Below are 12,843 nucleotides of genomic sequence, written 5' to 3' on the forward strand. Positions count from 1 at the left end.
TCAGAGCGCCATGCGGCGGCTGGAATCGCGCAGCGCCGACAGCTCTTCGGCCACGAGGAAGGCCAGCTCCAGCGACTGCGAGGCGTTCAGCCGCGGGTCGCAGGCGGTGTGGTAGCGGCTGGACAGATCCTCGTCGGTGACGGCGCGCAGGCCGCCGGTGCATTCGGTCACGTCCTTGCCGGTCATCTCGAAATGCACGCCGCCGGGGATCGTGCCCTCGGACTTGTGGATCGCGAAGAACTCGCGCACCTCGCGCAGCACGGAATCGAAGGGCCGGGTCTTGTAGCCGGAGGCCGCCTTGATCGTGTTGCCGTGCATCGGATCGCAGCTCCAGAGCACGTTGGCGCCTTCCTCGCGCACGGCGCGGATCAGCCGCGGCAGGTTCTCGCCCACCTTGCCGGCGCCGAAGCGGGCGATCAGCGTCAGGCGGCCCGGCTCGTTCTCGGGGTTCAGCTTGGCGATGAGCTGCTTGAGATCCTCGACCGTGGTGGTCGGGCCGCATTTCAGGCCGATCGGGTTCTGCACGCCGCGGCAGAACTCGACATGGGCGCCATCCACCTGACGGGTGCGGTCGCCGATCCAGATCATGTGGCCAGAACCCGCCACCGGCAGGCCGGTGATGCTGTCGATCCGGCAGAGCGCCTCTTCGTATTCGAGGAGCAGCGCCTCGTGCGAGGTATAGAAATCGACCGTCGCAAGGTGATGCGTGGTGTTGCCGTCCACACCCGCCGCCGACATGAAGTCGAGCGCGTCGGAGATGCGGTTGGAGAGCTCGCGGTAGCGCTCGGCCTTGTCCTGTTCGGAGAAGCCGAGGGTCCAGGCGTGGACACGGTGGATATCGGCAAAACCGCCGGTCGAAAAAGCCCGCAGCAGGTTCAGCGAGGCTGCGGCCTGGGTATAGGCCTGCAGCATGCGCTTGGCATCGGGGATGCGGCATTCGGGCGTCGCCTCGAAGCCGTTGATGATGTCGCCGCGGTAGCTCGGCAGCTCCACGCCGTTGATGACCTCGGTCGGGGCCGAGCGCGGCTTGGCGAACTGGCCCGCCATGCGGCCGACCTTCACCACGGGCACCTTGGCGCCGTAGGTGAGCACGACCGCCATCTGCAGCATCACCCGGAAGGTGTCGCGGATGTTGTCGGCGGAGAATTCCGCGAAGCTTTCGGCGCAGTCTCCGCCCTGCAGCAGGAACGCCTTGCCCGCCGCCGCTTCGGCGAGGGACTTCTTCAACTTGCGCGCTTCGCCGGCAAAGACCAAGGGCGGATATTTGGCAAGCTGCGCCTCGACGGCGTTCAGCGCGGCCTGATCCGTATAGTCGGGCATCTGAACCCGCGGTTTTGCGCGCCAGTCAGATTTCGTCCAGCCCTTGGTCATCGGTCTTCTCCGAAGTTAGCGGTATCGCTGCTTGGTATCGGGCGTCCTATACGGAAAGCCTGCCCAAAAGCAAAGAGTGAATGCCTGTGATAGCGCTTGAAGGCGGCGCGGATTCCTGTTGTGTGGTGCGATAAACGACGCATTGAGGTCGCAGGATGTCCACCTCCCCCCGCAAAGCCACCCAGCTTGTGAAGAACGAGAGCCCGCGGCGTTTCGTCTTCCTGCTTCTCGACCGGTTCACCATGCTGTCCTTCGCGGGGGCGATCGAGCCGTTGCGGATCGCCAACCGCGTGGCCGGAGCGCCGATCTACTCCTGGGCGCTGGCGGGCGAAGGCGGGGCTTTTGCCACCTGCTCCAACGGCGCGGCCTTCAAGCTGGACATGGGGCTCGACGAGATCGAGCGCGAGGATACGCTTCTGGTCTGCGGCGGGATCGACGTGCAGAAGGCGACGACTCGCGGCATCATCGGTTGGCTGCGGCGCGAGGCGCGGCGCGGGGTCGTGGTGGGCGGGCTCTGCACCGGGGCCTATGCGCTGGCCAAGGCGGGGCTGCTCGACGGCAAGAAGGCGACGATCCACTGGGAGAACCAGGACGGGTTTCTGGAAGAGTTCGAGGATGTGAAGCTGACGAAGTCGGTCTTCGTCGTTGACGGCAACCGGTTGACCACGGCGGGGGGCACGGCCTCGATCGACATGATGCTGAAGCTGATCGCGGCGGATCATGGCGACGATCTGGCCAATACCGTGGCCGACCAGCTGATCTATTCGTCGATCCGCACCGATCAGGACACGCAGCGCCTGTCGATCCCGACCCGGATCGGGGTCAGGCATCCGAAGCTGAGCCAGGTCATCCAGATGATGGAAAGCAACATCGAGGACCCGATCAGCCCGGCGGACCTCGCCGACGACGTCGGCATGTCGACCCGGCAGCTGGAGCGGCTGTTCCGCCGCTACCTGAACCGCTCGCCCAAGCGCTATTACATGGAGCTGCGGCTGCAGAAGGCGCGCAACCTCCTGATGCAGACCGACATGAGCGTGATCAACGTGGCGCTGGCCTGCGGCTTTGCGAGCCCGTCGCATTTCTCGAAATGCTACCGGGCGCATTACAACACCACCCCCTACCGCGAGCGCGGCACCCAGGGCGGACCCACGGGTGTGCGGCTGTCGATCTGAGGCGCCGGAGGGGCGGGCCTCGGGGCTACCCGCACCGCCATGAGGGGCCGAGGCGGCGCCTGCCCCGCCCCCTGATCCACCTGTTACCCAACGGCGTGTCGAAATGACCTATCATTGCGGCAGATCGGCGCTTTTCGCGCCTTTTCTTTCGCTGCGCGCCCCATTACGGTCGCCCGAGGATTTCGGTCCATCAAGGGAGTGACCAATGAAGAAACTGCTTCTGGCGAGCACGGCGACCGTGCTGCTGGCGGGTGCCGCAAGCGCCCAGGACGTCAAGATCGGCATCATCCTGGGCTTCACCGGCCCGCTCGAATCGATCACGCCGTCGATGGCCGCCTCGGCCGAGATCGCGATCAAGGAAGTGAGCGACGCGGGCACGCTGCTGGACGGCGCCACCGTGACCTCGGTGCGCGCCGACTCGACCTGCGTCGATGCCGCTGCCGCCACCGCCGCCGCCGAGCGTCTGGTGACCTCGGATAAGGTGAATGCGATCATGGGCGCGGATTGCTCGGGCGTGACCGGGGCCATCCTGCAGAACGTCGCGCGCCCGAACGGCGTGGTGATGATCTCGCCCTCGGCCACCTCGCCGGGCCTGAGCGCTGCCGAAGACGACGGCCTGTTCTTCCGCACCGCCCCCTCCGACGCCCGTCAGGGCGAGGTGATGGCCGATGTGCTGAAGGACAAGGGCGTGACCTCGGTCGCCCTGACCTACACCAACAACGACTACGGCAAGGGTCTGGCCGACAGCTTCCAGCAGGCGTTCGAGGCCTCGGGCGGCTCGGTGACGATCTCGGCCGCGCATGAGGACGGCAAGGCCGACTATTCGGCCGAAGTCGGTGCGCTGGCGGCTGCCGGCGGCGATCTGCTGGTCGTGGCGGGCTATGTCGACCAGGGCGGCAAGGGCGTGATCCAGGGTGCGCTCGACTCGGGCGCCTTCTCGCAGTTCATGCTGCCGGACGGGATGTATGGCGAGTCGCTGATCGCGGCGATCGGCGAGGGGCTGGAAGGGTCGTTCGGCACCGTGCCGGGCACCGACAGCGAAGGTGCGGCCAAGATGCTGGAGCTGGCGACGGCTGCGGGCTTCGACGGCACCTCCTCCTATGTCGGCGAGTCCTATGACGCGGCGGCGCTGATGCTGCTGGCGATGGAAGCGGCGAAATCCGCATCCCCGGCCGACTACAAGGGCAAGATCGAGGAAGTCGCCAACGAGCCGGGCGAGAAGATCTACCCGGGCGAGCTGGCCAAGGCGATCGACCTGCTGAAGGCCGGCACCGACATCGACTATGTCGGCGCGACCGATGTGGAGCTGATCGGCCCCGGCGAGAGCGCGGGTTCGTTCCGCGAATACACCGTCACCGACGGTGCCTTCGTCACGGACGGGTTCCGTTGATCCGAAACCTCGGTTAAAGCCACCGACGGCCCGGCGCGCGCAAGCGGCCGGGCCGTCGCCTTTAAGAAAGACAATCCGGCGGCGGGCCTTCGGGCGCGAAACGGCGGGCTGAAGGGGAAAACCATGATTGCAGTCGACAACCTGCACAAGCATTTCGGCGGATTCCATGCCGTGGATGGCGCCTCGCTGGAGATCGGCACCGGCTCGATCACCGGGCTGATCGGCCCGAACGGCGCGGGCAAGACCACGCTGTTCAACGTGATCGCCGGGCGGCTGCAGCCGACCTCGGGCCGCGTCACCATGGCCGGCGAGGATATCACCGGGCTGGCGCCGCACCAGCTGTTCCACAAGGGGCTGTTGCGCACCTTCCAGATCGCGCATGAATTCGGCTCGATGACGGTGCGGGAGAACCTGATGATGGTCCCCGCCGCGCAATCGGGCGAGACGCTGTGGAACGCCTGGTTCCGCCGCGGCGCCGTGGCCGCCGAGGAGCGGCGGCTGCGCGACAAGGCCGACGAGGTGCTGGAGTTCCTGACGATCTCGCATCTCGCCGACCAGCGGGCGGCCAATATCTCGGGCGGGCAGAAGAAGCTGCTGGAGCTCGGGCGCACCATGATGGTGGACGCGAAGATCGTCTTTCTCGACGAGGTGGGCGCCGGGGTGAACCGGACGCTGTTGAACACCATCGGCGATGCGATCATCCGGCTGAACCAGGAGCGGGGCTATACCTTCTGCGTCATCGAGCATGACATGGAGTTCATCGCCCGGCTCTGCAATCCGGTGATCTGCATGGCCGAGGGCAAGGTGCTGGCGCAGGGCACGGTGGACGAGGTGAAGAATGACGAGCGGGTGATCGAGGCCTATCTCGGCACAGGGCTGAAGAACAAGGTGGTGGGCCATGCGTGATCGTGCAGGCGCTGCGCGCGGGGCCGATGGCGGAGCCTTCGGCGGGGATATTTGTGCCAAGATGAAGCAGGAAGCGTGCCATGTCTGAACCGTTCCTGATTGGCGAGGACATGACCGGCGGCTATGGCGCCGCCGACATCCTGCACGGCTGCACGCTGGCGGTGGAGAAGGGCCAGATCGCGGTGATCGTCGGCCCGAACGGTGCCGGGAAATCGACGGCGATGAAGGCGGTCTTCGGCATGCTGCGGCTGCGCGGCGGCCATGTGCGGCTCGCGGGCGAGGATATCACAGGGCTCACCCCGCAGGCGCGCGTCGCCAAGGGCATGGCCTTCGTGCCGCAGACCCACAACATCTTCACCTCGATGACGGTGGAGGAGAACCTCGAGATGGGCGCCTTCCTGCGCCGCGACGACATCCGCGGCACGATGGAGCAGGTCTACACGCTGTTCCCGATCCTGAAGGACAAGCGGCACCAGCCGGCGGGCGAGCTGTCGGGCGGGCAGCGCCAGCAGGTCGCGGTGGGCCGGGCGCTGATGACGCAGCCGAAGGTGCTGATGCTGGACGAGCCGACGGCGGGGGTCTCGCCCATCGTGATGGACGAGCTTTTCGACCGGATCATCGAAGTGGCGCGGACGGGCATCTCGATCCTGATGGTCGAGCAGAACGCCCGGCAGGCGCTGATGATCGCCGACAAGGGCTATGTGCTGGTGCAGGGCGCCAACCGTTTCACCGACACCGGAGCGGCGCTGATGGCCGATCCGGAGGTCCGCCGTTCCTTCCTCGGGGGTTGAGGCCATGGATATGCTGAACGCCCTCGTGGCCTTCCTGAATTTCGTCTTCGTCCCGGGCCTCGCCTATGGCGCGCAGCTGGCGCTGGGCGCGCTGGGGGTGACGCTGATCTACGGCATCCTGCGATTCTCCAACTTCGCCCATGGCGACACCATGGCCTTCGGCACGATGGTGACGATCCTCGCCACCTGGGGGTTGCAGTCGCTGGGGATCAGCGGCGGGGTGCTGCCGACGGCGCTGATCGCCCTGCCCTTCGGCATCCTCGTCACCGCGCTCTTCGTGCTGGGGACCGACCGGCTGGTCTACCGCTTCTACCGCAAGCAGAAGGCGGCGCCGACCATTCTGGTGATCGTCTCGCTCGGCGTGATGTTCGTGATGAACGGGCTGGTGCGCTTCATCATCGGGGTGGAGGAGCAGGCCTTTGCCGATGGCGGGCGCTTCCTGATCACCGCGGGCGACTTCAAGGCCTGGACCGGGCTGAAGGAGGGTCTGGCGATCCGCACGACGCAGGGCATCACCGTGGTCACGGCGGTGATCGTGGTGGTGGCGCTGTTCTGGTTCCTGGGCAAGACCCGCACCGGCAAGTCGATGCGGGCCTTTTCCGACAACGAGGATCTGGCGCTGCTGTCGGGGATCAACCCCGAGCGGGTGGTGCAGGTGACCTGGATCATCGCGGCGGCGCTGGCGACGATCGCCGGGGTGCTCTACGGGCTCGACAAGAGCTTCAAGGCCTTCACCTATTTCCAGCTCTTGCTGCCGATCTTCGCGGCGGCCATCGTCGGCGGTCTGGGCAGCCCCCTGGGCGCCATCGCCGGGGGCTTCGTCATCGCCTTTAGCGAGGTGACGGTGACTTATGCCTGGAAGAAGGTTGTGACCTATCTGGTCCCCGCCGACATGGCGCCGGACGGGCTGCTGCAGCTGATGTCCACCGATTACAAATTCGCGGTCAGCTTCGCCATCCTGATCATCGTCCTGCTGTTCATGCCCACCGGGCTCTTCAAGGGGAAATCGGTATGAACCGGAAGAACCTCACGCTTTTCGCGCTCGTGGCGCTTCTGTTCATCGGCACCGGCTTCTTCCAGAGCTGGAACTCGTCTCTGGGCATCCTGAACATGGCGCTGATCTCGGCGATCATGGCGCTCGGGGTGAACCTGCAATGGGGCTATGCGGGGCTCTTCAACGTCGGTGTCATGGGCTTCGTGGCGCTGGGCGGGCTTGCCGTGGTGCTGGCCTCGGCCGAGCCGGCGCCGGGGGCGTGGAACGCGGGCGGCATGGGCATCGTGCTGGGGCTGATGCTGGGCGCGCTGACCATCGGCGGGGCGATCCTCGTCTGGCGCGGCATGGCCAAGGGCAAGGCGCGGGTGCTGGTGCTGATCGGGGTGCTGCTGGCGGGGTTCTTCGCCTTCCGCGCGGTCTTCGATCCGGCGGTGACGGCGATCGAGGCGATCAACCCGGCTGTGCAGGGCAATATCGGCGGGCTGGGCCTGCCGGTGCTGCTGGCCTGGCCGCTGGGCGGGCTGCTGGCCGCTGCCGCGGCCTGGGCCATCGGCAAGACGGCGCTGGGGCTGCGGTCGGATTACCTCGCCATCGCCACGCTGGGCATCGCCGAGATCGTGCTGGCGGTGATGAAGAACGAGGACTGGCTGGCGCGGGGCGTGAAGAACGTGATCTCGCTGCCGCGCCCGGTGCCTTACGAGGTGGACCTGCAGCAGAGCCCGGGCTTTCTCGCCTGGGCGGCGGATTGGGGGATGGACCCGGTGACGGCCTCCTCCATCGTGGTGAAGCTCTGCTACGCCGGGCTGTTCGGCGCGGTGCTGGTGGCGCTGGTCGTGCTGTCGGAGCTGGCGCTGAAATCGCCCTGGGGCCGGATGATGCGGGCGATCCGCGACAACGAGGTGGCCGCCGAGGCGATGGGCAAGCATGTCACCCGCCGGCATCTGCAAGTCTTCATCCTCGGCTCGGCGGTCATCGGCGTCGCCGGGGCGATGATGACCACGCTCGACAGCCAGCTGACGCCGGGCACCTACACGCCGCTGCGCTTCACCTTCCTGATCTGGGTGATGGTGATCGTCGGCGGCTCGGGCAACAACTGGGGCGCGGTGCTGGGCGGCTTCCTGATCTGGTGGCTCTGGGTCATGGTGGAGCCGATCGGGCTGGGGCTGATGTCGGCGGTGACCGCCGGGATGGCCGACGGATCGTGGCTGAAGGTGCATCTGCAGGATTCGGCGGCGCATATGCGGCTGATCACCATGGGGCTGGTGCTGCTTCTGGTGCTGCGCTTCAGCCCGCGCGGGCTGATCCCTGAGAAGTGAGACGAAGGGGTGCGCCTCAGTCGCAGGCGCACCCCTGCCCCTTGTGGCAGGTCTTCGACCGCGAGATGCAGCTGTCGCCGCAGGCCTTGCCTTTGGAGCAGCGCTTGCAGCAGGCATCGGCGGTGACCACGGCGCCCTTGCCGAGCGCGAGAAGCTGCACCATCGGCGCAAGCGGCGGCTGCGCCGCGTCGGGGCGGCTGGCGAAAGCGCCGGTGGCGACACTGGCGGCGACGAGCGCCGCGATGAATATCCGCATGAGAGCCTCCCGCCCCGCGACGGGCGAAACCGTTAACTTTGGTTAACGCGGCTAGCGGGCGATCATGGCGGAATTGCGCCGGGGTCGGTCGCGAGTTGCGACAGATTTTGTCGCAAAGAAACATGATCCGGCGCGGGCGGGTCGTCACTCTGGCGCAAACAGGCTGTGGAGTGCCCCCATGAAAACCCATACCCGAGCTCTGGTCATCGGCGGCGGCGTCGTCGGCTGTTCGGTGCTCTATCACCTCACCAAGCTCGGCTGGTCCGACGTCATGCTGGTCGAGCGGTCGGAGCTGACCTCCGGCTCCACCTGGCATGCGGCGGGGGGCTTCCACACGCTGAACGGCGACACCAACATGGCGGCGCTGCAGGGCTACACCATCCGGCTGTACAAAGAGCTGGAGGCGATCACCGGGCTCAGCTGCGGGCTGCACCACGTCGGCGGCATCACCCTGGCCGACAACCAGGACCGCTGGGACATGATGAAGGCCGAGCGGGCCAAGCACCGTTACATGGGGCTCGACACCGCGCTGCTGACGCCTGCCGAAGTGGCCGAGATGACCGATGGCATGGTGAACACCGACGGCATCCTCGGCGCGCTCTACGATCCCCTGGACGGGCATCTCGACCCTTACGGGACCACCCACGCCTATGCCAAGGCGGCGCGGATGGGCGGGGCCGAGATCGTCACCCACAACCGGGTGCTGGAGACCAATCCGCGCCCGGACGGGTCGTGGGAGGTGGTGACCGAGAAGGGCACGATCATCGCCGAGCATCTGGTGAACGCGGGCGGGCTCTGGGCGCGGGAAGTGGGGGCGATGGCGGGGGTCTATCTGCCGCTTTTGCCGATGGCGCATCAGTATCTGGTGACCGAGGACATCCCCGAGATCGTCGCCCGCGCCAGAGAGTTCCCGCATGTGATGGACCCGGGTGGCGAGAGCTACCTGCGGCAGGAAGGGCGCGGCTTCTGCATCGGCTTCTACGAGAAGCCCTGCGAGGCCTGGTCGGTCGACGGCACGCCCTGGAGCTTCGGGCAGGAGCTGTTCAACGAAGAGTTCGACAAGATCGCGGATTCGGTGGAATTCGCCTATCGCCGCTTCCCCGCGCTGGAGCGCGCCGGGGTGAAGCGGGTGATCCACGGGCCCTTCACCTTCGCCCCCGATGGCAACCCGCTGATCGGCCCGGTGCCGGGGTTGCGCAACTACTGGTCGGCCTGCGCGGTGATGGCGGGCTTTTCGCAGGGCGGCGGCATGGGGCTCGCCTTGGCGCAATGGATGATCGAGGGCGAGGTGGAGCGCGACCCGCGCGGCTTCGATGTGGCGCGGTTCGGCTCCTGGACGACGCCGGGCTATACCGTGCCGAAGGTGATCGAGAACTACCAGACCCGCTTCTCGGTGGCCTTCCCGAACGAGGAAAAGCCCGCCGCGCGGCCGTTCCGCACCACGCCGATGTATGACACCTTCAGCGAGATGCGCGCGGTCTGGGGCCAGCAATACGGGCTGGAGGTGGTGAACTACCACGCCCTGCCCGGCGAGCCGCTGTATGAAACGCCCTCGTTCCGCCGCTCCAACGCCTGGGAAGCCACGCGTCAGGAGGTGATGGCGGTACGCGAGGGCGTCGGCATCAACGAGCTGCAGAACTTCGGCAAGTACCGGGTGACGGGCACTGGCGCGCGCGACTGGCTGGACCGGATCATGGCGGGGGCGATCCCGAAGCCGGGGCGGTTGAGCCTGACGCCGATGCTGGCCGAGAGCGGCAAGATCATCGGCGATTTCACCGTCTCCTGCCTGAGCGAAACCGAATTCCAGCTGACCGCCAGCTATGGCGCGCAGGGCTGGCACGGGCGCTGGTTCGAGCAGCATGCCGAGGAGGGCGTGCGGGTGGAGAACATTTCCGACGCGCGTTCGGGCTTCCAGATCGCCGGGCCACATGCGCGGGATCTGCTGGCGCGGGTGACGCGCAGCGGTGTCGGCGCCGAGGCTTTCCGCTTCATGGATGTGAAGCGGATGACGGTGGGCATGGCCGACTGCATCGTGCAGCGGGTGAGCTACACCGCCGATCTTGGCTATGAGATCTATTGCGACCAGATGTCGGTGCGGCATCTGTGGCAGGTGCTGTCGGCGGCGGGCAAGGATCTTGGGCTGCGGCCCTTCGGCATGCGGGCGATGATGTCGCTCCGGCTCGACAAGTTCTTCGGATCCTGGGGTCGCGAATATTCGCCGGACTACACGCCGATGGAGACCGGGCTCGACCGCTTCATCCGCTGGAACAAGCCGGTGGAGTGGATCGGCAAGGCGGCGGCGCTGGCCGAGAAGGCCGAGGGGCCGAAGCGGCGGCTCTGCAGTTTCGTCGTCGAGGCGGTGGATGCCGATGTGGTGGCCTGGGAGCCGATCTGGCTCGACGGCGCGGTGGTCGGCTTCTGCACCTCGGGCGGTTTCTCGCATTTCACCGGGCAGTCGGTGGCGATGGGCTTCCTGCCGGCCGATCGGGTTGAGGACGGGCTGGCGGTGGAGATCGAGATCCTCGGAGAGCGTCGCCCGGCCCGGCTGGTGAGCACGCCGCTGTTCGACGCCGACGGCGCGCGGATGCGGGGGTGAATGGCTGAGACCGCCCCCAGCATCCTGATCCTCGCCGCCGGGGCCTCGTCGCGGATGCGGGGGGCGGACAAGCTCTTGGAGCCGGTGGAGGGCGTGGCGCTGCTGCGGCTGCTGGCGCAGCGGGCGCTGGCGACGGGGGTGCGGGTGCTGGTGGCGCTGCCGCCCGACCGGCCGTCGCGCGCGGCGGCGCTGGAGGGGCTGGCGGTGGAGCGGATCACGGTGGCGGAGGCGGCCGAAGGCATGGCCGCCTCGCTGCGCGCCGGGGCGGCGGCGGTGCGCGGGGCGCTGATGGTGCTCTTGGGCGATCTGCCGGAGATCACCACCGAGGATCTGCAGGCGATGCTGGCAGCCGGGTGCGAGACGCCGGAGACGATCCTGCGCGCCACCTCGGCGGAGGGCCAGCCGGGACATCCGATCCTGTTCCCGCCCGCGCTGCTGCCGGAGCTGGCGACGCTCTCTGGCGATACCGGGGCCCGGGCGATCCTCGGGCGTCATGGGGTGCGGACGATCACCCTGCCCGGCTGCCATGCCACCACCGATCTCGACACGCCCGAGGATTGGGCGGCATGGCGGGCACGGAGGCCGGAGAGGGAAAAACCGTGAGCGGGCTCCCGAAGGAAACGCTCACGGCCTGTCACTCGTCAACATCGGCACTGGTAAAGACGGGAGCGGGCCGCGAGGACCCGTGCATCAGCGGGTCAGCAGCCGCGCCTCGTGACGGCGCAGGGTGCGGCGGGCGGAGGTATAGGCGGCAAGCCCCTCCTCGCTGCGCAACTCGGGGAAAAGCTCGAACAATTCGTTGCGCTGCGCATTGCCGACGCCGCGCAGCGAGTGGTCACCGGGTTGGAAGCTCTCGCTCCAGGCGCCGTTCGACAAAACCACCTGATGCTGGTCGAACATGAAGTGGATGTAGGTCGTCCCGACGCTCTCGATCTCCTGCACGCCGCGCGCCGCCACCAGATGCTTGGCCGCCACTAGAACCTCGTGCTCGTCGAAATAGAGCGCGGTGCGGTCATTGGCGACGAGCATGCGGTGGTTGGGGCTCACCTGCATGTCGCGCTCGGGAAGGCCGTCGCCAAGGCTGCCCTGCTGGATCAGGATCGGCTTCAGATGCGGATGCGCGGTCAGCATCGCCCAATCGACCGGCTTGGCGCTGACCCAGCGGATCTCCTGGATGCCGTTGTCGCGGGTGATGACCCGGTCGCCGGGCTTCAGCCATTCCACCGGCACCTCCCCCTTCGGCGTCGCGATCAGCGTGCCGGGGGTGAAGCAGGGCACCACTTCCTCGACATTGCGGAAGGTCAGCTTGCCGGTCGACTTGCCCGCGTCGTCGAGGAAGACCACCTCGCCGTTCTCGTGGTTGTGGACGTCGTAATGGATGACAAAGGACTGGCCGGTGTGGCTGAGATCGAGCCGGTCGTGGTCGCAGCCCTCTTCGCCACCATCGACCACATCGCCCGCGCTGCCGCCGAGGATCAGGTCGGCATCGGCGCCGCCCTTCACCACGTCGGCCCCCTCGCCGCCGATCAGAGTGTCATTGCCGCTGCCGCCGTAAAGCCGGTCTTCATCGACACCGCCGTCAAGCGAATCCCGCCCGGCGCCCCCGCGCAGCACATCGGCATCGTCGCCGCTGCGGATCGTGTCGTTGCCATTGCCGCCGTCGATGGTGTCGCGGTCGTCGCAGGGATCGGCATCCGCCGGGAAGAGCCCGGGATAGCCGCGGTCCGGCGCCTCGGCCCCGGTGTCGGTGGTGATGAGATCGTTGCCGTCGCCGCCGAGAACCTCATCGGCACCTGCCCCGGCATGCACCGTGTCGTTGCCGGCCCCGGCTTCGACCAGATCGTCATCCGGCCCGGCGCTGCGGAGGATGGCATCCCCCGCGTCGATCCGGTCGCCGTCGCTGTCGATAAAGCGTTTGTCGATCAGGTCGGACCCGCAGGTGCCGGAAACCACGCCGTCGCGCCCGCAGCCAGGACCCGAGGCCGACGCAGCCGCCGCCCCGTCCTCGGAAAACCTGTGGTCCTCAATGCCCGGCATCGTCACATCCTCTT

11 protein-coding genes are annotated in these 12,843 nt (G+C 67.4%); 8 read left to right on the forward strand and 3 right to left on the reverse strand.

From position 1 onward, the window contains the following. Positions 1-1,371, reverse strand: a complete 1,371-nt coding sequence (locus tag AC3A5Z_RS10400; RefSeq protein WP_487519277.1) for a class II 3-deoxy-7-phosphoheptulonate synthase — start codon at positions 1,369-1,371, stop codon at positions 1-3. A 155-nt stretch (positions 1,372-1,526) separates the two neighbouring features. On the opposite strand from AC3A5Z_RS10400, the gene AC3A5Z_RS10405 reads away from it, so the two are divergent. From AC3A5Z_RS10405 to AC3A5Z_RS10430, 6 genes are all read left to right on the forward strand, one after another. Further along, positions 1,527-2,543 carry a GlxA family transcriptional regulator gene (locus AC3A5Z_RS10405; RefSeq protein ID WP_487519278.1) on the forward strand — a complete coding sequence of 339 codons (1,017 nt, stop codon included), beginning with the start codon at positions 1,527-1,529 and terminating at the stop codon, positions 2,541-2,543. A 205-nt stretch (positions 2,544-2,748) separates the two neighbouring features. After that, positions 2,749-3,933 carry an ABC transporter substrate-binding protein gene (locus AC3A5Z_RS10410; protein WP_487519279.1) on the forward strand — a complete coding sequence of 395 codons (1,185 nt, stop codon included), beginning with the start codon at positions 2,749-2,751 and terminating at the stop codon, positions 3,931-3,933. Positions 3,934-4,056: 123 nt separating this feature from the next. Next, positions 4,057-4,839, forward strand: a complete 783-nt coding sequence (locus tag AC3A5Z_RS10415; protein WP_487519280.1) for an ABC transporter ATP-binding protein — start codon at positions 4,057-4,059, stop codon at positions 4,837-4,839. A gap of 80 nt (positions 4,840-4,919) precedes the next feature. Next, positions 4,920-5,630 (forward strand): ABC transporter ATP-binding protein, encoded by a 711-nt coding sequence (locus tag AC3A5Z_RS10420; RefSeq protein ID WP_136793314.1) that lies wholly within the window; start codon positions 4,920-4,922, stop codon positions 5,628-5,630. Between the two features lie 4 nt (positions 5,631-5,634). Then, entirely contained in the window at positions 5,635-6,645 is a 1,011-nt protein-coding gene (locus AC3A5Z_RS10425) for a branched-chain amino acid ABC transporter permease (RefSeq protein WP_107662017.1), read from the forward strand. Continuing rightward, positions 6,642-7,940 carry a branched-chain amino acid ABC transporter permease gene (locus tag AC3A5Z_RS10430; protein WP_487519281.1) on the forward strand — a complete coding sequence of 433 codons (1,299 nt, stop codon included), beginning with the start codon at positions 6,642-6,644 and terminating at the stop codon, positions 7,938-7,940. The genes AC3A5Z_RS10425 and AC3A5Z_RS10430 overlap by 4 nt, the downstream gene beginning before the upstream one ends. Before the next feature lie 16 nt (positions 7,941-7,956). Here AC3A5Z_RS10430 and AC3A5Z_RS10435 read toward each other — a convergent pair whose 3' ends face one another. Continuing rightward, entirely contained in the window at positions 7,957-8,196 is a 240-nt protein-coding gene (locus AC3A5Z_RS10435) for a hypothetical protein (protein ID WP_487519282.1), read from the reverse strand. 178 nt (positions 8,197-8,374) lie between these two features. On the opposite strand from AC3A5Z_RS10435, the gene AC3A5Z_RS10440 reads away from it, so the two are divergent. Next, on the forward strand, positions 8,375-10,792 hold the full coding sequence (locus AC3A5Z_RS10440; protein ID WP_487519283.1) for a GcvT family protein: 2,418 nt from the start codon (positions 8,375-8,377) through the stop codon (positions 10,790-10,792). Further along, positions 10,793-11,395 carry a nucleotidyltransferase family protein gene (locus AC3A5Z_RS10445; protein WP_487519284.1) on the forward strand — a complete coding sequence of 201 codons (603 nt, stop codon included), beginning with the start codon at positions 10,793-10,795 and terminating at the stop codon, positions 11,393-11,395. It begins immediately after the preceding gene. An 87-nt stretch (positions 11,396-11,482) separates the two neighbouring features. Here AC3A5Z_RS10445 and AC3A5Z_RS10450 read toward each other — a convergent pair whose 3' ends face one another. After that, the gene (locus AC3A5Z_RS10450; RefSeq protein WP_487519285.1) at positions 11,483-12,829 is read right to left on the reverse strand and encodes a Hint domain-containing protein; all 1,347 of its coding nucleotides are present in this window, start codon (positions 12,827-12,829) and stop codon (positions 11,483-11,485) included. Positions 12,830-12,843: the final 14 nt, after the last annotated feature.

This window comes from Cereibacter sp. Soil_C_27, from assembly GCF_057657095.1.